The 22,429-nt window shown below is 69.9% G+C and carries 22 protein-coding genes; 5 read left to right on the forward strand and 17 right to left on the reverse strand.

The genetic code is table 11. The features are described 5' to 3' along the window. Nucleotides 1–31: 31 nt before the first annotated feature. The 11 genes from hsaD to ACYVF3_RS20205 form a co-directional block, all read right to left on the reverse strand. Nucleotides 32–883, reverse strand: coding sequence for a 4,5:9,10-diseco-3-hydroxy-5,9,17-trioxoandrosta-1(10),2-diene-4-oate hydrolase (gene hsaD, locus ACYVF3_RS20155; protein ID WP_461155780.1), 852 nt, complete (start codon nt 881–883; stop codon nt 32–34). Beyond that, nucleotides 883–2,055: a 3-hydroxy-9,10-secoandrosta-1,3,5(10)-triene-9,17-dione monooxygenase oxygenase subunit gene (hsaA, locus tag ACYVF3_RS20160; protein WP_461155781.1), complete on the reverse strand. Its 1,173-nt coding sequence runs from the start codon at nt 2,053–2,055 to the stop codon at nt 883–885. The genes hsaD and hsaA overlap by 1 nt, the downstream gene beginning before the upstream one ends. Nucleotides 2,056–2,174: 119 nt before the next feature. Then, a complete protein-coding gene (gene dmpG, locus ACYVF3_RS20165; protein WP_461155782.1) occupies nt 2,175–3,239 on the reverse strand; it encodes a 4-hydroxy-2-oxovalerate aldolase in 1,065 nt (354 codons plus the stop codon). Further along, nucleotides 3,236–4,141 (reverse strand): acetaldehyde dehydrogenase (acetylating), encoded by a 906-nt coding sequence (locus tag ACYVF3_RS20170; protein WP_461155783.1) that lies wholly within the window; start codon nt 4,139–4,141, stop codon nt 3,236–3,238. The genes dmpG and ACYVF3_RS20170 overlap by 4 nt, the downstream gene beginning before the upstream one ends. 168 nt (nt 4,142–4,309) lie before the next feature. Further along, on the reverse strand, nt 4,310–5,086 hold the full coding sequence (locus ACYVF3_RS20175) for a 2-keto-4-pentenoate hydratase (protein ID WP_461155784.1): 777 nt from the start codon (nt 5,084–5,086) through the stop codon (nt 4,310–4,312). Between the two features lie 115 nt (nt 5,087–5,201). Further along, complete coding sequence (locus ACYVF3_RS20180; RefSeq protein ID WP_461155785.1) at nt 5,202–6,368, reverse strand: lipid-transfer protein; 1,167 nt, start codon at nt 6,366–6,368, stop codon at nt 5,202–5,204. Beyond that, nucleotides 6,365–6,790 (reverse strand): MaoC family dehydratase, encoded by a 426-nt coding sequence (locus ACYVF3_RS20185; protein ID WP_461155786.1) that lies wholly within the window; start codon nt 6,788–6,790, stop codon nt 6,365–6,367. Before ACYVF3_RS20185 ends, ACYVF3_RS20180 begins: the two co-directional genes overlap by 4 nt. 144 nt (nt 6,791–6,934) lie before the next feature. Next, nucleotides 6,935–7,900: a bifunctional MaoC family dehydratase N-terminal/OB-fold nucleic acid binding domain-containing protein gene (locus ACYVF3_RS20190; RefSeq protein ID WP_461155787.1), complete on the reverse strand. Its 966-nt coding sequence runs from the start codon at nt 7,898–7,900 to the stop codon at nt 6,935–6,937. A 13-nt stretch (nt 7,901–7,913) separates the two neighbouring features. Next, nucleotides 7,914–9,068: an acyl-CoA dehydrogenase family protein gene (locus ACYVF3_RS20195; protein WP_461155788.1), complete on the reverse strand. Its 1,155-nt coding sequence runs from the start codon at nt 9,066–9,068 to the stop codon at nt 7,914–7,916. Nucleotides 9,069–9,077: 9 nt separating this feature from the next. Beyond that, on the reverse strand, nt 9,078–10,133 hold the full coding sequence (locus tag ACYVF3_RS20200) for an acyl-CoA dehydrogenase family protein (protein WP_461155789.1): 1,056 nt from the start codon (nt 10,131–10,133) through the stop codon (nt 9,078–9,080). A gap of 203 nt (nt 10,134–10,336) precedes the next feature. Next, nucleotides 10,337–12,439 (reverse strand): acyl-CoA dehydrogenase family protein, encoded by a 2,103-nt coding sequence (locus tag ACYVF3_RS20205; RefSeq protein WP_461155790.1) that lies wholly within the window; start codon nt 12,437–12,439, stop codon nt 10,337–10,339. A 113-nt stretch (nt 12,440–12,552) separates the two neighbouring features. Between ACYVF3_RS20205 and ACYVF3_RS20210 the strand changes: the two genes are divergently transcribed. After that, nucleotides 12,553–13,236 (forward strand): class I SAM-dependent methyltransferase, encoded by a 684-nt coding sequence (locus tag ACYVF3_RS20210; RefSeq protein WP_461155791.1) that lies wholly within the window; start codon nt 12,553–12,555, stop codon nt 13,234–13,236. Nucleotides 13,237–13,351: 115 nt separating this feature from the next. Here the strand turns inward: ACYVF3_RS20210 and ACYVF3_RS20215 are convergent, their stop codons facing one another. Genes ACYVF3_RS20215 through ACYVF3_RS20225 form a run of 3 tightly spaced genes read right to left on the reverse strand, consistent with a single transcriptional unit; the run spans nt 13,352 to nt 16,384 of the window. Beyond that, nucleotides 13,352–14,416 carry a prenyltransferase gene (locus ACYVF3_RS20215; RefSeq protein ID WP_461155792.1) on the reverse strand — a complete coding sequence of 355 codons (1,065 nt, stop codon included), beginning with the start codon at nt 14,414–14,416 and terminating at the stop codon, nt 13,352–13,354. Continuing rightward, nucleotides 14,403–15,125: a methyltransferase domain-containing protein gene (locus ACYVF3_RS20220; protein ID WP_461156013.1), complete on the reverse strand. Its 723-nt coding sequence runs from the start codon at nt 15,123–15,125 to the stop codon at nt 14,403–14,405. Before ACYVF3_RS20220 ends, ACYVF3_RS20215 begins: the two co-directional genes overlap by 14 nt. A gap of 2 nt (nt 15,126–15,127) precedes the next feature. Then, nucleotides 15,128–16,384 (reverse strand): glycosyltransferase family 4 protein, encoded by a 1,257-nt coding sequence (locus ACYVF3_RS20225; protein WP_461155793.1) that lies wholly within the window; start codon nt 16,382–16,384, stop codon nt 15,128–15,130. Nucleotides 16,385–16,555: 171 nt separating this feature from the next. On the opposite strand from ACYVF3_RS20225, the gene kstR reads away from it, so the two are divergent. After that, nucleotides 16,556–17,161, forward strand: coding sequence for a cholesterol catabolism transcriptional regulator KstR (gene kstR / locus ACYVF3_RS20230; RefSeq protein ID WP_145741576.1), 606 nt, complete (start codon nt 16,556–16,558; stop codon nt 17,159–17,161). Here kstR and ACYVF3_RS20235 read toward each other — a convergent pair. The 3 genes from ACYVF3_RS20235 to ACYVF3_RS20245 all read right to left on the reverse strand — a co-directional run bounded on the left by ACYVF3_RS20235 (nt 17,147) and on the right by ACYVF3_RS20245 (nt 19,966). Next, nucleotides 17,147–18,178, reverse strand: coding sequence for an MBL fold metallo-hydrolase (locus ACYVF3_RS20235; protein ID WP_461155794.1), 1,032 nt, complete (start codon nt 18,176–18,178; stop codon nt 17,147–17,149). The genes kstR and ACYVF3_RS20235 overlap by 15 nt on opposite strands. 60 nt (nt 18,179–18,238) lie before the next feature. Continuing rightward, a complete protein-coding gene (locus tag ACYVF3_RS20240) occupies nt 18,239–19,135 on the reverse strand; it encodes an SDR family oxidoreductase (protein WP_461156014.1) in 897 nt (298 codons plus the stop codon). Nucleotides 19,136–19,213: 78 nt separating this feature from the next. Next, on the reverse strand, nt 19,214–19,966 hold the full coding sequence (locus tag ACYVF3_RS20245) for an SDR family oxidoreductase (RefSeq protein WP_461155795.1): 753 nt from the start codon (nt 19,964–19,966) through the stop codon (nt 19,214–19,216). 94 nt (nt 19,967–20,060) lie between these two features. Here ACYVF3_RS20245 and ACYVF3_RS20250 point away from each other — a divergent pair, with 94 nt between their 5' ends. From ACYVF3_RS20250 to ACYVF3_RS20260, 3 genes are read left to right on the forward strand one after another with little or no spacing between them, the layout of a single operon-like run. Beyond that, nucleotides 20,061–20,810, forward strand: a complete 750-nt coding sequence (locus ACYVF3_RS20250) for an enoyl-CoA hydratase family protein (protein WP_461155796.1) — start codon at nt 20,061–20,063, stop codon at nt 20,808–20,810. Next, nucleotides 20,811–21,680: a CoA transferase subunit A gene (locus ACYVF3_RS20255; RefSeq protein WP_461155797.1), complete on the forward strand. Its 870-nt coding sequence runs from the start codon at nt 20,811–20,813 to the stop codon at nt 21,678–21,680. Continuing rightward, nucleotides 21,677–22,420: a CoA-transferase subunit beta gene (locus ACYVF3_RS20260; protein WP_461155798.1), complete on the forward strand. Its 744-nt coding sequence runs from the start codon at nt 21,677–21,679 to the stop codon at nt 22,418–22,420. Before ACYVF3_RS20255 ends, ACYVF3_RS20260 begins: the two co-directional genes overlap by 4 nt. Nucleotides 22,421–22,429 lie beyond the last annotated feature (9 nt).

The following is a 22,429-nucleotide window of genomic DNA, read 5'->3' on the forward strand; positions in this document are numbered from 1 at the left end:
GTGGAGCGCGTGCTGTGGTGGTTTTGCGGGACTAACCGACCAGGAAGTCGGTGGTGATGCTGTTGAACTCCTCGAACTTCTCCAGCTGCGCCCAGTGCCCGCAACGGCCGAAGACGTGCAGCTGCGCGCGCGGGATCAGCTTGAGCGCCACCAGCGCCCCGTCCAGCGGGTTGACCCGGTCCTCGCGGCCCCAGATCAGCAGCACCCGCTGCCGCAGCTTGTAGGCCTCCCGCCACAGCAGGCCCTCTTCGAAGGTCTCCGGCTGGGAGAAGGACTTGCCCATCGCCTTCATCGCGGCCATCGACTCCGGCGCGCTGGCCGCCGCGAAGCGCTCCTCGAGCAGCTCCTCGGTGATCAGCGACTGGTCGTAGACCATCGTCCGCAAGAAGGCTTCGAGCTTCTCCTTGGTCGGGCCGGGCGGCGCGCCGAACTGGCCCAGCTTCTGGACCCCTTCGGTCGGGTCCGGCGCGAACACGTTGAGGCTCAGCCCACCCGGTCCCATCAACACCAGCCGGCCCGCGCGCTCGGGGAAGTTCAACGCGAAGCGCACCGCGGTCCCGCCGCCGAGCGAGTTGCCGAGCAGGTGCGCCTTGTCGACGCCCAGAACGTCGAACAGCTCGTGGAGAGCGCTCGCGCTGTGGGTGAAGTACTGGCCGTGCTCGGTCGGTTTCGAGGACTTGCCGAATCCGGGCTGGTCCACGGCGATGACGTGGAACCGCTCGGCGAAGGCCTCGATGTTGCGGCTGAAGTTGCTCCACGCCGAAGCCCCTGGCCCGCCGCCGTGCAGCATGACCACGGTGGTGCCGTTGCCGACGCCCGCTTCGTGGTAGTGCAGCGTCAGCCCGGAGGGCAGTGTCGCGTCCTGGCTCTTGATCTCCACCATCAGACCATCGAATCCTTCACCGGTAGACCGAATTCTCCGCTGCCGAACATCGTGTAGGCGCGCTCGGCGTCGTTGGCGGCGTGCACGCGGCCGGCGTGCGCGTCCCGCCAGAACCGCTGGATCGGGGTGCCCGCCTGCAGCGCCCGGCCGCCGGAGTTCTCGAAGAGCCGGTCGACCGCGGAGATCGCCCGAGCCGTGCCGCGCACCTGATCACGACGTGCCTTGAGCCGCAACGACATCGGCACTTCCTCGCCCTCCTGCAGCAGGGCGAGCTCGTCGGCGATGTTGGTCGACAGCTGCAGCCACGCGGCGTCGATCTCGCTGGCGGCCTCGGCGATGCGGACCTTGGCGAACGGGTCGTCCTTGGCCTGCTCACCGGCGTAGGCGGCGCGAACGCGCTTGGCCTGGTGCTCGACGTGCGCGTCGTAGGCGCCCTGCGCCATGCCGATGATCGGCGCGGTGATCGTCGAGGGGTGCACGGTGCCCCACGGAAGCCGGTACAGCGGTGCCGTGTTGACCTCGTGGCCTGGGCACTGGGTCTTCGACATGGACATGAAGCTCAGCGCCCGGTGCTCGGGGATGAACACGTCCTCGACGACGATGTCGTTGCTGCCGGTCCCGCGCAGGCCGACGGTGTCCCACACGTCGTTGATCGTGTAGTCGCCGAGCGGCAGCAGGTAGGTGCAGAAGTCCACCATGTTGCCCTCGCCGTCCAGCGCGGGACCGCCGACGAACACCCAGCTCGCGTGATCGCAGCCGGAGGAGAAGCTCCACTTGCCCGTCAGCCGGTAGCCGCCCTCGACGACCTTCGCCTTGCCCATCGGCGCGTAGGAGGACGAGATCCGCGTGTTCTGGTCCTCGCCCCAGACGTCCTCCTGGGCCTGCTGCGGGAACAGGGCCAGGTGCCAGGGGTGCACGCCGAGGATGGAGGCGACCCAGCCGGTCGAGCCGCACGCGCTGGCGATGAGCTTCACCGCGGTGTAGAACTCCACCGGGTCGGCTTCGTAGCCCCCGTAGCGCTGGGGCTGCAGCAGCTTGAAGAAACCCGCGTCCTGCAGCTCGGCGATCGATTCCGCCGGGATCTTGCGGCCGTCCTCGGCCTGCTGCGCGCGATCCCGCAGCGAGGGAAGCAGTTTGCGCACCGCTTCGAGAACTTCGGTGCTGTCACTCATGCAGCGCTCCTAGACTGTTGATGGATCACTTGCTCGGCGGTGCCTGTGGCGGAACCCGGCTCCGGACCCGGTTCGTTGTGTGGGACGGGGGAAGTTTTCATGAAAACTTCCCGACAACATCACCGCCGCTCAACCTGTTCGCGCTGCAGTTCCAGCGCGATGTCGATCAGCTGGTCCTCCTGGCCGCCGACGAGCTTGCGCTCACCGGCGCGAACCAGGAGCTGCGCCTGGCTGACGCCGTAGCGCTCAGCCTGGTTGGCGGCGTGCTTGAGGAAGCTGGAGTACACCCCGGCGTAACCCATCATCAGCGCGGAGCGGTCCAGCAGGCACTCCTCCGGCATCGCCGGTCGCACGACGTCCTCGGCGGCGTCGGCGATGGCGAAGAAGTCCACGCCGGTCCGGAATCCGAGCTTGTCGCACACGCCGACGAACGCCTCGACCGGCGTGTTGCCCGCTCCGGCACCGAATCGCCGCGCGCTGCCGTCGATCTGGACGGCACCGGCGCGGGCCGCGGCGACCGAGTTCGCCACCGCGACACCGAGGTTCTCGTGCCCGTGGAAGCCGATCTGCGCGTCGCCGCCGATCTCGGCGTCCAGGGCAGAGACGCGCTCGGCGACCTGCTCCAGCACCAGCCCACCGGCGGAGTCGACGACGTAGACGCACTGGCACCCGGCGTCGACCATGATCCGGGCCTGCTTGGCCAGCACCTCCGGCGGCTGGGAGTGGGCCATCATGAGGAACCCGACGGTCTCCATGCCCTGCTCGCGCGCGAGCCCGAAGTGCTGCACCGACACGTCGGCCTCGGTGCAGTGCGTGGCGATCCGGCAGACCGAGGCGCCGTTGTCGCGCGAGATGAGGATGTCGTCGGTGACCCCGACCCCGGGCAGCATCAGCACGGCGATCTTGGCGTGGCGCGCGGTCTCCGCGGCCAGCGTGATGAGCTCCTGCTCGGGCGTGCGCGAGAAGCCGTAGTTGAACGAGGATCCGCCGAGCCCGTCGCCGTGGGTCACCTCGATCACCGGCACTCCGGCCCCGTCGAGCGCGGTGACGATGTCGCGCACCTCGTCGGCAGTGAACTGGTGCCGCTTGTGGTGCGAGCCGTCGCGCAGCGAGGTGTCGGTGATGCGCAGGTCCAGCGCAGTGCTGTAGGTCTTGGGCAGGTGGGTCTTGGGCAGTCCGGTCACCGCGCGGCCTCCTTCTGCAACGCCCCGGTGCCGGCGAGTTCCTCGCCGACCCGCACCGCGGCGGCGGTCATGATGTCGAGATTGCCGGAGTAGTTCGGCAGGAAGTCGCCCGCGCCTTCGACTTCGACGAACACCGCGACGCGGGCCTGCCCGCCGGTGAGCGCCGAGGGCGGGTCGAACTGCGGCTCGGACAGCAGCCGGTAGCCGGGGACGTATTCGGCGATGTCGGCGGCCATGCGGGTGATCGACTCGCCGATGGCGTCGGTGTCGGCGTCAGCAGGGATGGCGCAGAAGATGGTGTCGCGCATGATCATCGGCGGGTCCGCGGGGTTGAGCACGATGATCGCCTTGCCGCGCTCGGCTCCGCCGATGACCTCGATGCCCTTGGAGGTGGTGCGGGTGAACTCGTCGATGTTCGACCGCGTTCCGGGTCCTGCCGACACCGAGGCGACCGAGGCGACGATCTCGGCGTAGGCCACCGGGACGACCCGGGACACCGCGTGCACCATCGGGATGGTCGCCTGGCCGCCGCAGGTGATGAGGTTGATGTTCGGCGCGTCGAGGTGCTCGTCGATGTTGACCGGCGGGACGACGTAGGGCCCGACGGCGGCCGGGGTGAGGTCGATCGCGCGAATGCCGCGCTCGGCGTAGCGCGGGGCGTTGGCCCTGTGCACGTAGGCCGAGGTCGCCTCGAAGATGATGTCCGGGCTCTCGTTGTCCAGCAGCCAGTCCACTCCCCCGGCGCTGGTGGCCACGCCTAGGTCCGCCGCGCGGCGGAGGCCGTCGCTGTCGGGGTCGATGCCGATCATCCAGGCGGGCTCGACGTGCTTCGCCCGGCTGAGCTTGTAGAGCAGGTCGGTGCCGATGTTGCCCGACCCGACGATGGCCGCCTTGGCCGTCATGGCGCCCCTCCTGAGGTGTGTTGAGGTCGTTCTGCGTGGCGGTGCGGGTGCGAGGACCGGAGGGACGTCGCGGCGCGCTGGCCGCGAGGCCCTTCAGAGCCTCCGCCGGCGCGGGCTGCTCGCCCGCTCACCGAAGGAGGAGGTGGCTCGGCCACTTCGAAACACCCCCTAGGGCTTCGCGGTGAGACCGGCGGTGCCGAGCCCGGTGAACTCGGCCTGGAAGACGTCACCCGGCCGCACGTCGATGGCGCGGGTGCAGGAACCGGGCAGCACGACGTTCCCGGCCCGCAACCGGACCCCGAACCCGGCGACCTTCTTGGCCAGCCAGGCGACCGCGGTGGCGGGGTTCCCCAGCACCGCGTCGGAGCGGCCCTCCGCCACGACCTCGCCGTTGCGGTGCAGCACGGCGTCGATCCCGCACGGGTCGAGCTCGCCCGGTGCTACTCGTTGCGCTCCCAGCACGTAGCCGGCCGAGGAGGCGTTGTCGGCGATGGTGTCGGCGATGCCGATCCGCCAGTCGCGGATGCGGCTGTCGATCAGCTCGATCGAGGGGATCAGCGCTTCGGTGCGGTCGAGCACGCCCTGCTCGTCGCAGTCCGGCGGGATGTCCTCGGCGAGCAGGAAGCCGACCTCGACCTCCACGCGCGGGTAGCAGTAGGCACGGGCATCGATCGGAACGTCCTCGGACAGCTGCATGTCGGCCAGCAGGTGCCCGTAGTCCGGTTCGTCGACGCCCATCATCTGCTGCATCGCCGGCGAGGACAGCCCGACCTTGTGCCCGGCGGTCGGGACGTCCCGGCGGCGGATGTTGATCAGCTGGATCTCGTAGGCGTCGACCACGTCGATGTCCGGGTGCGATTCGACCAGCGGCGGGATCGGCTCCCGTTCGCGCTCGGCCCGCCACAACCGCTCGGCGAGCCCTGCGCGGGTCTCGGCACTGAGCATTCGTCCTCCCCGACACCACTGGCGACTGGAACAGGTTCCGAACGATGCGGAACCCGGTTCACGTGCTGTTCCGGCTACATCATAGCGTCAACAGCGTCGAAATCTATAACATGTTTCAGTTTGCTGCGAGTACGAGTCCGCTGGTGGGGACCCCGGTGCCCGCGGTCACCAGGACGTTGTCGACCGCGTCGACCTGGTTGACCGCCGTCCCGCGGATCTGCCGCACCCCTTCGGCGATGCCGTTCATCCCGTGGATGTAGGCCTCGCCCAGCTGACCGCCGTGCGTGTTGAGCGGGAGCCGGCCGCCGTGCTCGATGGCCCCGTCGGCGATGAAGTCCTTGGCCTCGCCCCGCCCGCAGAAACCGAGCTCTTCGAGCTGGACCAGTACGAACGGCGTGAAGTGGTCGTAGAGGATGCCCACCTGCACGTCCTGCGGGCCGATCCCCGACTGCTCCCACAGCTGCCGTGCCACCAGCCCCATCTCCGGCAAGCCGGAGATGTCGTCGCGGTAGTAGCTGGTCATGGTGAACTGGTCCGGCCCGCTGCCCTGCGCGGCCCCGGTCACCACCGCTGGTGGATTGGGCAGGTCGCGGGCGCGGTCCAGGCTCGTGACCACCAGCGCCACCCCGCCGTCGCTCTCCTGGCAGCAGTCCAGCAGCCGCAGCGGCTCGGTGATCCACCGGGAGTTCTGGTGGTCCTCCAGGGTGATCGGCCGCTCGTAGAACCACGCGTTCGGGTTCGCCGCGGCGTGCTTGCGGTCGGCGACCGCGATGCGCCCGAAGTCCTCGGTCGTCGCGCCGTAGGCGTGCATGTAGCGGCGGGCGAACATGGCCACCTGCGCACCCGGTGTGCCCAGGCCCATCGGGTAGGACCAGCTGTTGTCCACGCCGGTGGAGGTGGCCTGGGCCGACAAACCGGCGTTGAACTGGCCGAACCGCTGCCCGGAGCGCTCGTTGAAGGCGCGGTAGCAGACCACGACCTCGGCCATCCCGGTCGCCACCGCCATCGCCGCCTGCTGCACGGTGGCGCAGGCCGCCCCGCCCCCGTAGTGGATTCGGCTGAAGTAGCTCAGGTTCGGGATGCCGACCTCGCGGGCCACCGCGACCTCGGTGTTGGTGTCCATCGTGAAGGTGACCAGACCATCCACATCGGACGGTTCGAGCCCCGCGTCGGCGATCGCGCCGCGCACGCACTCGGCGGCCAGCTGCAATTCGCTGCGCCCGGAGTCCTTGGAGAATTCCGTCGCACCGATCCCAGCGATCGCGGTCTTCCCTGAGATCATCGGGTCACCTCCGGCAGCTCCAGCCGAACCCGGCCGGCCACGTGGGTGCCGAGCTGGTTGCGGCCCAGCACCTCGACGACGAACACTCCCTCGCCCTGCTCCAGGACCTGCCCGTGCATGGTCAGCGTGTCGTAGGCGTAGCAGGGCACGCCGAGCTTGATCGACACCCCGCGCACCAGCGCCTCCGGACCCGCCCAGTCGGTGACGTAGCGCTGCACCAGACCGGTCGTGGTCAGGATGTTGAGGAAGATGTCCTCAGAACCCTTGGCCTGCGCCAAGTCCCGGTCGTGATGCACGTCCTGGAAATCGCGGGTCGCGATCGCCGTGCTCACGATGAAGGTCGGGGTGGCGTTGATGCGCTCCTCCGGCAGTGCGTCGCCGACCGCGACCTCACCCGCCGAGCGCGTGCGCGCCAGTGTCATGCGTCCTCCAGTGTTCTGCCCGACACCCGCACCCGGTCGGACGCACGAGCGCGCGAAGCGAAAGTGTCACTCATGCGTCCTCCAATGTTCTGCCCGACACCCGCACCCGGTCGGACGCACGAGCGCGCGAAGCGAAAGTGTCACTCATGCGTCCTCCGCGGGAATCCAGTACGGCAGCGTGAGTTCGTCGTCGACGCGCTGGTAGGCGACCCGGACGCGCTGCCCGATGGTCACTTCCTCCGGATCGACTTCGTGCAGCTCACCGAGGATCCGGACGCCCTCGTCGAGCGCGACCAGCGCGATCACCAGCGGCAGCTTCTTCCCCGGGATCGCGGGACGGTGGTGCACGACGTAGCTGTAGACCTCGCCGAGCCCTTCGGACACCAGATGCGTGCGCTTGGTGGCACCGCACTCCGGGCACATCGGGCCCGGAGGGTGCCGCAGCAGTCCGCAGCCGCCGCAGCGCTGGATGCGCAGCTCACCGGCGGTCGTGCCCTCCCAGAAGTACGCGGTGTCGCGGTTGATCGCGGGCCGGATGACCTCGGCAGGCGGTTCTGGTTCCGCCTGGGGCTCAGCGCTCTTCGCTTCCGCGGGCTTGAACTTCAGCACCCGGAACATCATCTCGGCCACCGGCTCGTCGCCGACGTACCAGGTGTTGCGGGTGGTGACGAACCAGCCTTCGCCGAGCCCGGTGGTCTTCGGCCCGACCACCGAGTCGAGCTTGGTGGTGACCGTGAGCTGCTCGCCGTGACGCAGGTAGCGGTGGTAGGTCTGCTCGCAGTTGGTCGCGACCACCGAGGTGTACCCGGCTTCGTCGAGCGCGCCCATCATCGAGTAGAGCGGATCATCGGGGTCGCGCTCGGGGTTGAGCCCGCCCATCGTCCACACCTGCGCCATCGCGGGCGGGGCGACGAGCCCGCCGTGGACGGACTTCTCGGCGACCTCCGCCGAGGTGTAGACCGGGTTGGCGTCCCCCATCGCCTCGACCCAGTTGTTGATCATCGGCAGGTTCACCGGGTCGCGAGCCGACCTCGGTGCGCTGGAACCGCGTTCGGCGATCCGGTTGGCCGCCGCGCGGATCTCATCGGGCTCAGTGGTCGTACTGGTCATGATGCTCCATTCCTCAGCGCGGCACCCGCGGCAGTCCCAGCCCAGCGGTGGCGATCAGCTCGCGCTGCACCTCGCTGACGCCTCCGCCGAAGGTCAGCACGATGTTCCGCTTGGCCTGAACGTCCAGCCAGTGCAGCAGTTCCGCGGTGACCTCTTCGGACGGATCGCCGTGCCTGCCGACGATCTCCTCCAGCTCGCGGCCCAGGGTCTGCACGGTCTCGGAGGAGAACACCTTGGTCGCCGACGCGTCGGCGACCTCCACCGGACCGAGCGACGCCGATGCGGCGACCTGCCAGTTCAGCAGCTCGTTGACCCGCTCGAAGGCTCGCACCCGCGCGAGAACCCGCTTCACGTCGGGAAGTTCGAGCAGATCGCGCTCGGCCGCCCAGGCCCGGACCCGCTCGCGCAACCCGCCGGTGCGGCCCGACGGGCCGAGCATGACGCGCTCGTGGTTGAGCTGGGTCGTGATCAGCTTCCAGCCGCGGTCCTGCTCCCCCACCAGCATCGACGCCGGGACCCGCACGTCGTTGAAGTAGGTCGCGTTGACGTGGTGCGACCCGTCGGCGGTGATGATCGGCGTCCACGAGTAGCCCTCATCGCGGGTGTCGACGATCAGGATCGAGATGCCCTTGTGCTTGGGCGCATCGGGATTCGTGCGGCAAGCCAGCCAGATGTAGTCCGCGTCGTGCCCACCGGTGGTGAAGATCTTCTGGCCGTTGACGACGTAGTCATCGCCGTCGCGCACCGCGGTGGTGCGCAGCGAAGCGAGGTCGGTGCCGGCGTCCGGTTCGGTGTAACCGATGGCGAAGTGCACGTCCCCGGCGAGGATCTTGGGCAGGAAGAAGGCCTTCTGCTCCTCCGTGCCGTAGGTCTGCAGCGTCGGCCCGACGGTCTGCAGCGTCACCGACGGCAGCTGCACGTCGGCCCGCGACGCCTCGTTGGCGAAGATGTAGTTCTCGACGTCGCCGAAACCGCGACCGCCGTACTCCTCGGGCCAGCCCACCCCCATCCAGCCGTCGCGGCCCATCCGGCGCACCACCGCGCGGTGGGCCTCGTCGTGGCGATCGGCGGCGAGCGCTTCGCGCTCTTCGGGGGTGACGAGGTTGCTGAAGTACTCGCGCAGCTCGGCCTGCAGCGCCCGCTGCTCCTCGGTGAGTTCGATGAACACGGCTTCTCCTCAGGCGTGTCGGGCGAGGACGTCGACGCGGTGCGCGGCGCCGCCCGCGAGCCGCGCCAGGTCCTTGACCTGCGAGTAGTAGCGGTGCATCGGGTAGGTGATGTCCACGCCGAGCCCGCCGTGCAGGTGGTGGCAGGTGTGCATCGCGGCAGGCGCCTGGTCGGCGAGCCAGAACGCGGCGACGTCGAGGTCTTCACCCGCGTCGCGCCCGGTTCCCAACCGCCAGGACGCCGACAGCGCCGCCAGGTGCAGGGTCCGGTTGACGACGTAGACGTCAGCGATCTGCTGCGCGACGGCCTGGAAGGCGGCCAGCGGCTTGCCGAACTGGTGCCGCGTGCGCAGGTGCTCGGCGGTGAGCTCCAGCGCCCCGGCCACGGCTCCGTCGCCCAGCGCGCACATCCCCGCCAGGGCGCAGGAGTGCACGTCGTCGAGGATCGCCTCGCCCGGCGAGCCGAGGACTTCGCCTTCGACGTCGTCGAGGTCCACGACCCACTCCACGCCGACCGAGGAGCGGACCGAGCGCAGCGTCACGCCGTCGGCGTGCGGGTCGACCAGCAGGATCGCGGGCCCCTGCTCGGTGCTCGCGGACACCAGCAGGCGGTGCGCGGTGTCGGCGTGCAGGACGCCGGTCTTGCGTCCCGTGACGCGCGAGTTCGACGCCACTGCGCGGGGGTTCGCCGGCAGCGGGTCGGAGACCTCGTTGAGCGCCGCGCTGAACACCCGTCCGGGCTCGGCGAGGAGGCGCTCCTGCTGGGACTCATCGGCGTGCCGCGCGATCGGCAGGACGCCGAAGGCCAGCGTCGCCAGCGCCGGGACGCCAACCCCGGCCTTGCCGATCTCGGCGAGCACCAGACCCACTTCGAGCGGACCTAGCCCGGCCCCGCCCAGGCGCTCGGGAACCGGCAGCGAGAGCAAGCCCGACTCGCCCAGCGCCTTCCACACCGACTCATCGAAACCGATTCCAGTTGAGGCGGCGGCTCGCTCGGTCTCCTTGGCCAGAACTTCAGCCGCTAGATCCCTCACTGCCTGCTGCGTCTCCCCGAGCGTGAACTCCATCCCGCCCCCTCGACCAACCCTGGCCACGTTGTGAAACTTGTTCTACTACTACCGCTCCGGAGACCCCTTGCGCAAGCCTCGGGAACTGCGCGCGAGGCGCTCGGTCCCGCAGCCCGGGAGGCGGCGAGAGCGAGCGCGCAACACCGCACGAGAAGATGCGCCCACCCGGCGACGGGCGAGCTCGGAAATCGTGCGACCAACGGCTAGCGCGGCAGCCCGAGGATTCGCTCGGCGATCACGTTGAGCAGGATCTGCGTGGTGCCGCCCGCGATCGACAGAGCGCGAGTGAGCAACACCTCGTGCACCGGTTCCGCATCCATCACGAGCGCTTCGGTACCGAGCACCTCGACGCCGAGTTCCGCGACGTTCTGCCGATGCCAGACGCCCAGCAACTTCTCCACGCTGGACTCGGCCCCCGGACCCTGCCCCTGCAAGCTGCGCAGCGTCGCCCGCAACCGCAGCAACGATCCGGCCAGGCCTTCGACGACGGCGGCGCCCAGGCGCTCGCGCACCGACGGGTCGGTGTCCCCGGAACCGGCCAGCAGACGCTCGACCTCCTGCCCGAGGCTCGAACCGCCGCCGAGCGCGACCCGCTCGTTGGCCAGCGTGGTGCGCGCGAGCTTCCAGCCCTGGCCCTGCTCGGCGACCATGCACTCGTCCGGGACGAAGACGTCGTCGAGGAACACCTCGTTGAACCGCTCGACACCGGTGATCTCGCGCAGCGGGCGGACCGTGATTCCCTCGGAGCGCATGTCGACCAGGAAGTAGCTGATGCCGCGGTGCTTCGGCGCGTCCGGATCGGTGCGGGCCAGGCAGATCCCCCAGTCCGCCTCCTGCGCCAGCGAGGTCCACACCTTCTGCCCCGTCAGCTTCCAGCCGCCGTCGACGCGTTCGGCCTTGGTGCGCAGACCGGCGAGGTCGGATCCCGCGCCCGGTTCGGAGAACAGCTGGCACCAGACGATCTCGCCGCGCAACGTCGGCCAGACGAACCGCTTCCGCTGGGCGTCGGTCCCGTGCTCGACGATCGTCGGCACCGCCCAGTTGCCCACGATCATGTCCGGCCGCTGCACGCCTGCCCGGTCCAGCTCCTCGTCGATGAGCAGCTGCTCGTGCGGGCTCGCGCCGCAGCCGTAGGGCTTTGGCCAGTGCGGGGCGAGGTACCCGGTCTCGGCGAGGCGGATTCGCTGCTGCTGCGGGGAGAGCCCGGCGATCTCCTCGACCGCGCCGCGGATCTCACCGCGCCGCTCCTCGGGGAGTTCGGTCGACAGGCTCAGCGTCCTGCGCACTCCGGACGCCGACAGGTCCGCGACGCGGCGGCGCCAGACCGCCGAGCCTCCGACGGTCTGCCGCAGCGCGAGGGCGCGCCGCAGGTAGAGGTGCGCGTCGTGCTCCCAGGTGAAGCCGATGCCGCCGAGCACCTGGATGCAGTCCTTGGCGACCTCCACCGCGGCGTCGAAGACCGCTGCTCCCGCCACGGCCGCCGCCAGCGGGTGCTCGTCGGCTGCGTCCTCCGCCGCGCGCGCGGCGTCCCATGCCAGGGCAGTGGCTTTCTCGACCTTGCACAGCATCTGGGCGCAGAGGTGCTTGATCGCCTGGAACGAGCCGATGACCTGGCCGAACTGCTCACGGGTGCGGGCGTAGTCGACCGCGGTGCGCAAGCACCAGCCGGCGACCCCGGCGGCCTCGGCGGCGGCGAGCGTGACCGCGAGATCACGCACGTCGCGTCCGCCGCCCAGGACGTTCTCGGAGGGGATCCTGACTCCGTGCAGCACGACCTCGGCGACCGGCCTGGACGGGTCCAGCGAGGGACGCGCCGTGCGCTCGGCCTGCTCCGCGCCGACCAGGAACCAGACGTCCCGCTCGTCCACCCGGGCGCACAGCAGCAGGTGGGTCACGCCCATGGCACCGGGAACGGCGCCGATGCGGCCGGACACCACGAGCTCATCGCCCGACGGGGTCCCGACCAGCTCGCCGGGCTCCAGGGCGAGGGCCGCGGTGGCCCGGCCCTCGGCGAAGTCCGCGCCGCCGAGCAGCGCGACCGCCACGGCGGTCGACCAGACCGGTCCGGGCACCAGCGCGTCGGCGGCCTGCTCCAGCCCGGCCGCGAGATCGGCCAGGGTGCCGATCCGCTCGGTGATCAAGGAGAAGACGCCGATCTCGGTCAGGCCGGTCCAGGTCTCCTCCTCGTGCCAGACCGGGGCATCGGCGTTCTCCAGCTTGCGCACCGGGTCGGTGCCCAAGCTCTCGGCCCAGGACCGGATGGATTCCTGCAGCCCTCGCTGCTCCTCGGTGATCGCGATCGGCACAACGCCTCCTCGTCCGCGCCCGCACTGCGAGAATTAGAACATGTTCTAACAAGCTAGCGGGTGGACCGGGTACCCTGCAATGCGCACCAGCAGCCAGTCGAAAGAGGCACCACGTGACGCAGGGATCGACCACCGAACGCGAGCACCACCCGTCGATGCCTGCGGCACTGCTCGAACTCGCCGAGCAAGCGACCGGCTTCATGCCCACCGACGAGGGACTGGCGCTGCACGAAACCGCCACCGCCTACCTGGGGACGGGCGTGGGCGTCGAAATCGGCACCTATTGCGGGAAGTCCACGATCTTCCTGGGCGCCGCCGCACGCAGCACCGGCGGCCGGATCGTCACGGTCGACCACCACCGCGGCTCCGAGGAGCACCAGCCCGGCTGGGAGTACCACGACCCGGGCCTGGTCGACGCCACCGTCGGCAAGCTCGACACCCTCGGTGAGTTCCGCCGCACCATCGCGCGAGCGGGCCTGGAGGACGAGGTCACGGCCGTCGTCGGCCGCTCCGGCACGATCGCCGGCTTCTGGCGGACCCCGCTGAACTTCCTGTTCATCGACGGCGGCCACACCGAGGAAGCCGCCATCACCGACTACGAGGGCTGGGCGCACTGGGTCGCACCGGGCGGCGCGCTGGTCATCCACGACGTCTTCCCGAACCCCGAGGACGGCGGCCAAGCCCCGTACAACATCTACCGGCGCGCGCTGGACACAGAAGCCTTCACCGAAACCCGGATCACGGGCTCAATGCGCGTCCTCGAACGCACCGCAGGCGAACCAGGCTCCCTCCCCTAACCGTCCACGCAAGTGGTGCCAATTTCTTAAGTATTTGAGCCTCACCCGGGTGACATCCAAATACTTAAGAAATTGGCACCACTTGCGCATCGGGACGACCGGGGTGCGGTCGCTGTCAGTGGGTGCGTTCGTACTGGCAGCAGTTGGCGTTCTCGACCGGGAGGCCCTTTGGGAGGTCTTCGCCGCGGAAGATGCCGTTGCCCAGCGAGGTTCGCGACAGGGCGTCGGCGGCCAGCACGACCGCCGCAGCGGTCCAGGAGGACTGCTCCTCCGGCCAGCGCTTCTGATCCGCGAAGACGTAGCCCGTCCAGTACGAGCCGTCGGGGTCGCGCAGGTGCTGCATCGCGGCGAGCTGCTGCACGGCGCGGTCGTGCTCGCCCAAGGCGTCCAGAGCCAGGACCAGCTCGCACGTTTCGGCGCCCGTGACCCACGGGTGATCGTCGACGCAGCGAATGCCCAGGTCCGCCACCACGAAGTCGTTCCAGCGCTCATCGATTCGCCGGAGCCCGGCCTCACCCCGGAGGGCTCCACCGAGGATCGGGTAGTACCAGTCCATCGAGTACCGGGTCTTGGGCGTGAACGCCTCCGGGTGCCTGCGCAGCGCGTGCCCCAGGCGACCGACGGCCACCTCCCAGCTCGGCTGCTGCTGGCCGACGCGGTCGGCCAGCGCCAGCGCGCACCGCAGGCTCTGGTGGATGCTGGAGCTGCCGGCCAGCAAGGCTTCACCGGTCGGGCCCGCTTCGCCGATGCCCCAGTCGATCTCGCCGCGCTGGTGCTGCGCGGTGAGCACGAAGTCGATGGCGTCCCGCACCATCGGCCACATCCGCTCGGCGAACTCCTCGTCGCCGGTGATCAGCACGTGGTGCCAGACGCCCACGGCCGGGTAGGCGCAGTAGTTGGTGTCGGCGCCCGAGTCCTCCACCTCGCCGTCGCGCACCTGGAGCGGCCAGGAACCGTCGGCGCGCTGGGTGGTGCGCAGCCACTCGTAGGCGCGCTCGGACTCCGCGAGCAGCCCGGTCACCGTCAACGCCATCGCGCACTCCACGTGATCCCACGGGTCGGTGTGACCGCCCGGGAACCACGGGATCTCCCCCGAGGGGAGCTGAACGGACGCGATGGCCTTGCCGGTCTGGGCGAGAGCCTCCGCGGAGACGACGCCCGGCAGCTCAGGCGCCGGCACGCGCCGCCCCCGGCTTGCCCAGGTAGACCGCGATGCTCTTGCCCGCCACCGGGTTCAGCAGCTTCTCGGCGGTGCGCGAGATCCACGGCGCCTTCATCATGTCCCACACCAGGAACGAGTGGTACGCCTTGGCCAGCGGGTGATCGTTGTTGTCGGTGCCTACCGCGCACTTGATCCACCAGTACGGCGCGTGCAGCGCGTGCTGGTGGTCGCGGAACGCGTAGCGCAGCCCGGCATCGGTGAGCTTGCCGATCAGCTCGCCGGCGGAGTAGATCCGCACGTGGCCGCCCTCGACCTGGTGGTACTCGTCGGACAGCGCCCAGCAGATCCGCTCCGGCCACGCGCGCGGGACGGTCACGACGACGCGTCCGCCCGGCTTGACCACGCGGACGAGCTCGCGCATCGCCTTCTCGTCCTCGGGGATGTGCTCCATGATCTCCGAGGCGATGACCACGTCGAACTCCCCGTCGGCGAACGGCAGGGCGAGCGCGTCACCGGAGACGGTCTGGGCCTTGGCGCCCTCCGGCACCTCGCCCTCGTCCTTCATCGCGGCGAACATCGCGGACACGTTCTCCAGCTCTTCGACGTCCTGGTCGAAGGCGGTCACGTCGGTGCCGCGCCGGTACAGCTCGAATGCGTGACGGCCACCGCCGCAACCCAGGTCCAGCACTCGCTGTCCCGGCCGCACACCGAGCCTGTCGAAGTCCACCGTCAGCAACGCGTTGCTCCCTTCCCACCGCGCGGGCTGCGCGCGATCGCTTCGGCGTAGCAGTCGACGGTCGCCGCTGCCACGGATTTCCAGCTGTAGCGGGCCAGCACCCGTTCGCGTCCGTTGGCACCGAGGCGAGCTCGGCGCTCCGGCGAATCGAGCAGCCCTTCCAGCGCCTTGGCCAGCGCTTCGGCATCGCCGGGCGGGACCAGGTCGGCGCACTCGCCGTCCGGGCCCGCCACCTCGGGGATCGCGCCCGCACGGCTGGCGACCAGGGGCGTGCCGCAGGCCATCGCCTCCACCGTGGGCAGCGAGAACCCCTCGTAGAGCGACGGAACGCTCACCACTTCCGCGGAACCCAGCAGCTCGGCGAGCTCCTGGTCGCTGATGCCCTTGACCGTGCGGACCACGTCGCCGATCGCGAGTTCCTCGATGCGCTGCTCCGTGGGCCCGCCGGGTGTCAGCTTGCTGACCAGCACCAGCTCCACCTCGCGTTCGGTGCGCAGCTTCGCGACGGCCTCCAGCAAGGTGCCGACACCCTTCATCGGGGTGTCGGCGCTAGCCATGGCCACGATGCGGCCCGGAACGCGCGGTGCGGCCGACGGCGTGAACACGTCGGCGTCGACGCCCAGCGGCACGACCCGCAGCTGCTCCGGGCTGACGCCGAAGTCGGTGCGGATGTCGTCCGCGGAGTTCTGCGACACGGTCAGCAGCTGCGGGATCTGCCGGGCGACGCGCGCCTGCATCTTGGTGAAGCCGTACCAGCGGTGCACGGTGGGCTTCTTCCAGAGCTTGGCGGCCGCGAGATCCACCCGGCGGTCGTGGGTGATCGGGTGGTGCACGGTGGCGACCAGCGGAATCCCGGCCCGCTGCAACGAGAGCAGGCCCGAGCCGAGGCACTGGTTGTCGTGCACGACGTCGAACTCGTGCGCGCGGGCCCGCAGCAGCCGAGCGGCGCGCATGCTGAAGGTCATCGGCTCGGGGAAACCGGCGGTCCACATCGTGGCGACCTCGAGCAGGTCGATGTGATCGCGCAGCTCGCGCCAGTGCGGGGTGCGGAACGGGTCGTCGTCGTTGTAGAGGTCGAGGCTGTCCACGGGGGTGAGATCGACACCCGGGTCCAGCTCCGGGTAGGGCTGCCCGGAGAACACCTCGACGTGATGCCCCAGCTCGGCCAGGCCGCGGCTGAGGTAGCGAACGTAGACGCCCTGCCCACCGCAATGCGGCTTGCTCCGATAGGAAAGCAACGCGATCCGCACGATTCACCTCACACTGCCCGGGGGCCGCGGGCTGGGTAGACTGGAACATGTTTCGGTCGAGGTAACCCGCTTACCTTAACCCGTTGGTAGCCCCGGACGATGATGTGCGTGGCGACGAACACGCTCCGCCGTCACCCGTTGTCCGTCGACTGTTCAAGGAGAGCCCGACCCATGGAAAGCTCGCAGAACGTGCTGGAGGCACTCCGGGGCGGCGCCACCGGCACCACGGCGCAGGCCGAGCGGCGCAAGCGCATCATCGACGCCACCATCGCGCTCGCGAACAAGGGCGGCTACGACGCGGTCCAGATGCGCGCGGTGGCCGAGAAGGCCGACGTCGCGCTCGGCACCCTCTACCGGTACTTCCCGTCGAAGATCCACCTGCTGGTCGTCGGCCTGGCGCGGGAGTTCGCCCGCGAGCAGGAGAAGATGGACCGCTCGAAGATCCCGGGCGACACCGCCTACGACCGCGTGCTGCACGTGCTCAGCCGCACCACCCGCCAGCTGCAGCGCAACCCCGAGCTCACCGAGGCGATGACCAGGGCGTTCATGTTCGCCGACACCTCGGTCGCCAACGAGGTCGACACCGTGGCGCTGCTGATGGAGCAGCTGTTCACCCAGGCCATGACCCCCGACGAGCCCACCGAGGAGCAGCGGGCCATCGCGCGGGTGATCGGCGACGTGTGGCTGTCGAACCTGGTCGCCTGGGTGACCCGCCGCGCCTCGGCCTCCGACGTGTCCAGCCGGCTCGAGCTGACCGTCCGGCTACTGCTGGCCTGAGTACTCCACCGCGTCACCGTTCTGGACGGCGCTCAGCTCGCCGCGCTCGACCAGCAGGTCAAGATGCGCGCTGGTCTCGCCGACGGCGAGCACCTGGTTGAAAAGGTCGAGCTCGGTGAAGTCCTTGTTGCGCCGGGTCCAGCCGAGCTTCAGCGCCGCCTCGTAGGCGGTCCCGGCTCCACCGCGGACGACCTCGGCGGTTTGCTGCAGGCGCTCGTCGTGGTGCTGCAGCAGCTCTTCGACCCGCTGGTGCGAACTGCCGCCGACGGGCCCGTGCGCGGGCAGCAGTCGCAGGTCCGGGTAGGTCCGCATGAGCCGCAGGGAATCCAGGAAGTCGCCGAGCGGCAGCTCGGGACGTGCCGATTCCACGCCGATGGACGGCGTGATGTGCGGCAGGATGTGGTCACCGGAGAACATCGTCGACGAGTCGGCGTCGAGGAAGACGACGTGCCCCCGGGTGTGGCCGGGAGTGGGCACGGCGAGCAGGGTGCGGGAACCCAGCGGGATCTCGACCTTGCCGTGCAGCCACTCGTCCGGTTGCTCGTAGGGGTTCTTCTCCTTGCGTTCCGGCGGCTCGCCGCCGTAGGCCTCGGCGAGCTTGTCGATGAGCTCGTCGCCACCCCAGCGCTGCAGCCGCCGCAGCTCGGCGAGTTCGGTGCCACCGGCGAGGATCGCGTCCATCGTGGGCTGCTCGCCCGCGCCGAGGCTGATCTTCGAACCGAACGTGCGGCGCAGTTGCACCGCGAGAGTGTAGTGGTCCCGGTGCACGTGGGTGACCAGGAACCGCTGCACGTCGGCGAAGTCGTAGCCGATCTCGCCGAGTCCCTTCTCCAGCTGGGTGCGCGCCTCTTCCAGCGCCCAGCCCGAGTCGATGAGCACCAGCCCGTCGGAGTCCTCGATGGCGTAGACGTTGACCGCGCGCAGGCCGTCGTTGGGCAGCGGCAGCGGAATCCGGTGCACGCCGGGCCCGACCTCTTCCACGCCGGGCTCGATCCATGCGTGCCGCGATTCGCTCACCTTGTCCTCCACCCCGTCATCCGGCGAACTTGCTCAAAAGAGATGTACCACCCCTGCTGCTCAGGTGCCGTAGACGGGGTCCGGAACGGGGGCCTTGGCGAGCAGTTCTCCCACCACCGGGCCGAGTTCGTCGGCCTTCCAGCGGCGTCCGGCATCGCGCGAGGGGCCGCGCGTCCACCCGGTCGCGACGTTGATGTCACCACCGGAGACCTCGAAGACCCGGCCCGTGACCTCATCGGACTCGGCGCTGCCCAGCCAGGCCACGAGCGGCGAGACGTTCTCCGGGGCCATCTCGTCGAAGCCCTGGTCGGGCTGGGCCATCATGTCGGCGAAGACGGTCTCGGTCATCCGGGTGCGGGCCGAGGGCGCGATGGCGTTGACGGTGACGCCGTAGCGCGCGAGCTCGGCGGCGGTGTTGAGGGTCAGCGCGATGATCCCGGCCTTGGCCGCGGCGTAGTTGGACTGCCCGACGCTGCCGAGAAGGCCTGCGCCGGAAGTGGTGTTGACGATCCGTCCCCGCACGACCTCGCCGGCCTTGGTGCGGTCGCGCCAGTGCTGCCCGGCGTGGCGCATCGTCGCGGCGTGGCCCTTGAGGTGGACGCGGATGACCTGATCCCACTCGTCCTCGGCGAGGTTGACGAACATCCGGTCGCGGACGAAACCGGCGTTGTTGACCAGCACGTCCAGCTTGCCGAACCGCTCGACCGCGAACTCCACGAGCTCGCGGGCCTGGTCCCAGTCGGCCACGTCGGCGCCGTGCACCTCGGCGTGGCCGCCCAGCGCGCGGATCTCCTCGGCGACCTCCGCCGCGGCCGACCCGTCACCGCCGGATCCGTCCAGCTGCACGCCGATGTCGTTGACGACGACCTTCGCGCCCTGCCGCGCGAATTCCAGCGCGTGCGCCCGGCCCAACCCGCGCGCACCCCCGGTCACGATGACGACCCTGTCCTCGCAGATCACGTGCTACCTCCTAGAAAACCGTTGCGAACGAGAAAGTTCCCCAGAACCGCGGGCCCGGCCCCGCGCGTCAGGTGGTCAGGTGCGGACGGCGTTGAGGTAGGCCGTCCGCTCGCCTCCACCGTCGACCGCGAGGGCCGCGCCGCTGATGTAGGAGGCCAGCGGTGAGGCCAGGAAGAGGCAGGCGTTGCCCACGTCGGCCGGCTCCGCGAGGCGTCCGAGGGGGACGATCGAGGTCAGGTCGGACTCGCCGTAGTGGTCGGCCTGGTCCTCCGACCGCACCAGCCCGACCACGACGCCGTTGACGCGGACGTCGGGGGCGAGCTCCTGGGCGAGGGTGCCGGTGAGGTTGTCCAGCCCCGCCTTGGCCGCGCCGTAGGCCGCGGTCCCCGGCGACGGGCGGCGACCCGAGACGCTGCTGATGTTGATGATCGAGCCCTTCGACTCCACGAGCGCGTCCCGCGCGTGCTGCGCGAGCAGCAGCGGTGCGATCAGGTTCAGCTCCACGACCTTGCGGTGCAGCCGGATCGACGCGGTGGCGGTGTCGGCGACCGGAGTTCCCCCGGCGTTATTGACGACCACGTCGAGCCGCCCGGAACGCCGTTGGATCTCCTCGACGAGCCGGCCGACCTGCTCGCCCTCGCGCACGTCGACCTCGATGAACCGCGCTTCGTTCGATCCGGAGGCGGGCAGCCGCTCAACCGGCTTGCGCGCGCAGACGTAGACCTCCGCCCCGGCGCGCAGGAACGTCTCGGCGATGCCCGCGCCGATCCCGCGCGTTCCGCCCGTGACCAGCACGACCCGGTCGGCCAGGTCGATCTCGATGCCCATCCGCCGCTCCCTGATCCTTCGCCCCTGGCGGGGTGTCCTGCGGTGTTGCTACGGTAACAACCCAACCAAACAAGTGCTAGGTTTGGCAGGTGGCATGGGCACGCAAATCGAACGGCGGGACGCCGGAATAGTGGTCCTCACCGTCGACCACCCCCCGGTGAACGCTCTGCCGGTCAAGGGCTGGTTCGACCTCGCCGAGGCGCTGCGCGACAGCGGCGCCCAGGAGCAGACCCGGGTCGTGGTGCTGCGAGCTGAGGGACGCGGTTTCAACGCGGGTGTGGACATCAAGGAACTGGCCGCCGACCCCGGCCACGAGAAGCTGGTCGCCGTGAACAACGGCTGCTACGAGGCGTTCAAAGCCGTCTACGAGTGCCCGGTACCGGTGATCAGCGCCGTGCAGGGGTTCTGCGTGGGTGGCGGCATCGGCCTGGTCGGCAACTCCGACGTGATCGTCGCCAGCGACGACGCGACCTTCGGCCTGCCGGAGGTGGACCGCGGCGCGCTCGGCGCGGCCACGCACCTCTCCCGCCTGGTGCCGCAGCACATGATGCGCGCGATGTTCTACACAGGACAGACGGCTACCGCGCAGCAGCTCGCCGAGTTCGGCTCCGTGCACAAGGTCGTTGCGCGCGAAGCGCTTCTGGACGCGGCGCTGGAGGTCGCGTCCGACATCGCCGCGAAGGACCCGCTGGTGATCCGCAAGGCCAAGGCCGCGCTCAACGGGATCGACCCGGTGGACGTCAACCGCAGCTACCGGTTCGAGCAGGGTTTCACCTTCGAGCTCAACCTCACCGGGGTGTCGGACAAGATCCGCGCCGAGTTCGGCCGCGAGAAGGAGGCGTAGGTGCAGGACAAACAACTGGCCGCCGACGAGGTGGTCTCCCAGCTCCGCGACGGCATGACGATCGGCATCGGCGGCTGGGGTTCGCGGCGCAAGCCGATGGCCCTGGTGCGCGCGATCCTGCGCTCCGACCTCAAGGACCTGACGTTGGTCTCCTACGGCGGCCCGGACGTCGGGCTGCTCTGCGCCGCGGGCAAGGTCCGCAAGGTCGTCTACGGCTTCGTCTCGCTGGACTCCATCCCGCTCGACCCGCACTTCCGGGCCGCCCGCCAGCGCGGTGAGCTCGAAGTCGCCGAGTACGACGAGGGCATGGTGCTGGCCGGACTCCGCGCAGCGGCGGCGCGCCTGCCGTTCCTGCCCACGCGCGCCGGGCTCGGTTCCGACGTGATGGCGCTGAACCCCGACCTGCGGACCGTCCGCTCCCCCTACGCCGACGGCGAGGAGCTGGTCGCGATGCCGGCGCTGAACCTGGACGTCGCGCTGGTGCACATGAACCGCGCCGACCGCTACGGCAACGGCCAGTACCTCGGTCCCGACCCCTACTTCGACGACCTCATGTGCGCGGCCGCCGAGCGCAGCTTCCTCAGCTGCGAGCGGATCGTGGAGACCGAAGAGCTCACCGAGACCGCTCCCCCGCAGACCCTGCTGATCAACCGGCTCTACCCGCAGGGCGTGGTGGAGACCCCGAACGGCGCGCACTTCACCAGCTGCGTGCCGGACTACGGCCGCGACGAGGCGTTCCAGCGGCACTACGTCGCCAGCGCGAAACCCGGCCAGTGGGAAGCGTTCCGCGCGGAGTTCCTGGACGGCGACGAGGAGCAGTACCAGGCAGCGGTCCAGAAGTTCCACGCGCGCGCGGAGGTGCCGGCATGACGATCACCAGAGCCGAGGTCTGCGCGGTGGCCTGCGCCGACAGCTTCGCCGACGCGGGGGCGGCCATCGCCTCGCCGTTCGGCACGATCCCCTCGATCGGGGCGCGACTCGCACGGCTGACCACCGCACCGGACCTGCTGATGTCCGACGGCGAGGCGATGCTGCTGGCCGAAACACCCGCGCTGGGCGAGGAATCCACCGGGACGGTCGAAGGATGGCTGCCCTACAACAAGGTCCTCGACCTGCTCACCGGCGGGAAGCGCCGGGTGATGATGGGCGCCTCGCAGGTCGACCGGTTCGGCAACCAGAACATCTCCCGCATCGGCGACTGGGCGCAGCCCAAGGTCCAGCTGATCGGTGTGCGCGGAGCACCGGGCAACTCGGTCAACCACACCACCAACTACTGGATCCCCAACCACAGCACCAAGATCTTCGTCGAGTCGGTGGACCTGGTGGCCGGTGTCGGGCACGACCGGGCCAGGCAGGTCGGCGCGAAGTACCACGACGTGCAGGTCGTCGTGACCGACCTCGCGGTGCTGGACTTCCAGGGCCCGGACGGCTCGATGCGGCTGCGCTCGGTGCACCCGGGCGTGAGCGTGGACGAGGTGCGCGAGAAGACCGGTTTCGAGCTCGCCGCGGGTGAGGTCGCCGAGACCCGGTCGCCCACTAACGAGGAGCTCTCGCTCATCCGCGACCGGATCGATCCGAAGGGGTTGCGCGACAAGGAGGTCCCGTCGTGATCGAGCAGC

The sequence above is a fragment of the Saccharopolyspora tripterygii genome, assembly GCF_054778355.1.

Coding starts and splice junctions, on each gene's coding strand:
- ACYVF3_RS20200 (WP_461155789.1), bottom strand. CDS start 10,133: ATGGAGTTCACGCTCGGGGAGACGCAGCAGGCAGTGAGGGATCTAGCG.
- ACYVF3_RS20185 (WP_461155786.1), bottom strand. CDS start 6,790: ATGACACTGGCGCGCACGCGCTCGGCGGGTGAGGTCGCGGTCGGCGAC.
- hsaD (WP_461155780.1), bottom strand. CDS start 883: ATGGTGGAGATCAAGAGCCAGGACGCGACACTGCCCTCCGGGCTGACG.
- ACYVF3_RS20180 (WP_461155785.1), bottom strand. CDS start 6,368: ATGATCTCAGGGAAGACCGCGATCGCTGGGATCGGTGCGACGGAATTC.
- ACYVF3_RS20170 (WP_461155783.1), bottom strand. CDS start 4,141: ATGACGGCCAAGGCGGCCATCGTCGGGTCGGGCAACATCGGCACCGAC.
- ACYVF3_RS20190 (WP_461155787.1), bottom strand. CDS start 7,900: ATGACCAGTACGACCACTGAGCCCGATGAGATCCGCGCGGCGGCCAAC.
- ACYVF3_RS20245 (WP_461155795.1), bottom strand. CDS start 19,966: ATGGGCATCGAGATCGACCTGGCCGACCGGGTCGTGCTGGTCACGGGC.
- hsaA (WP_461155781.1), bottom strand. CDS start 2,055: ATGAGTGACAGCACCGAAGTTCTCGAAGCGGTGCGCAAACTGCTTCCC.
- ACYVF3_RS20260 (WP_461155798.1), top strand. CDS start 21,677: ATGACGATCACCAGAGCCGAGGTCTGCGCGGTGGCCTGCGCCGACAGC.
- kstR (WP_145741576.1), top strand. CDS start 16,556: ATGGAAAGCTCGCAGAACGTGCTGGAGGCACTCCGGGGCGGCGCCACC.
- ACYVF3_RS20250 (WP_461155796.1), top strand. CDS start 20,061: ATGGGCACGCAAATCGAACGGCGGGACGCCGGAATAGTGGTCCTCACC.
- ACYVF3_RS20175 (WP_461155784.1), bottom strand. CDS start 5,086: ATGCTCAGTGCCGAGACCCGCGCAGGGCTCGCCGAGCGGTTGTGGCGG.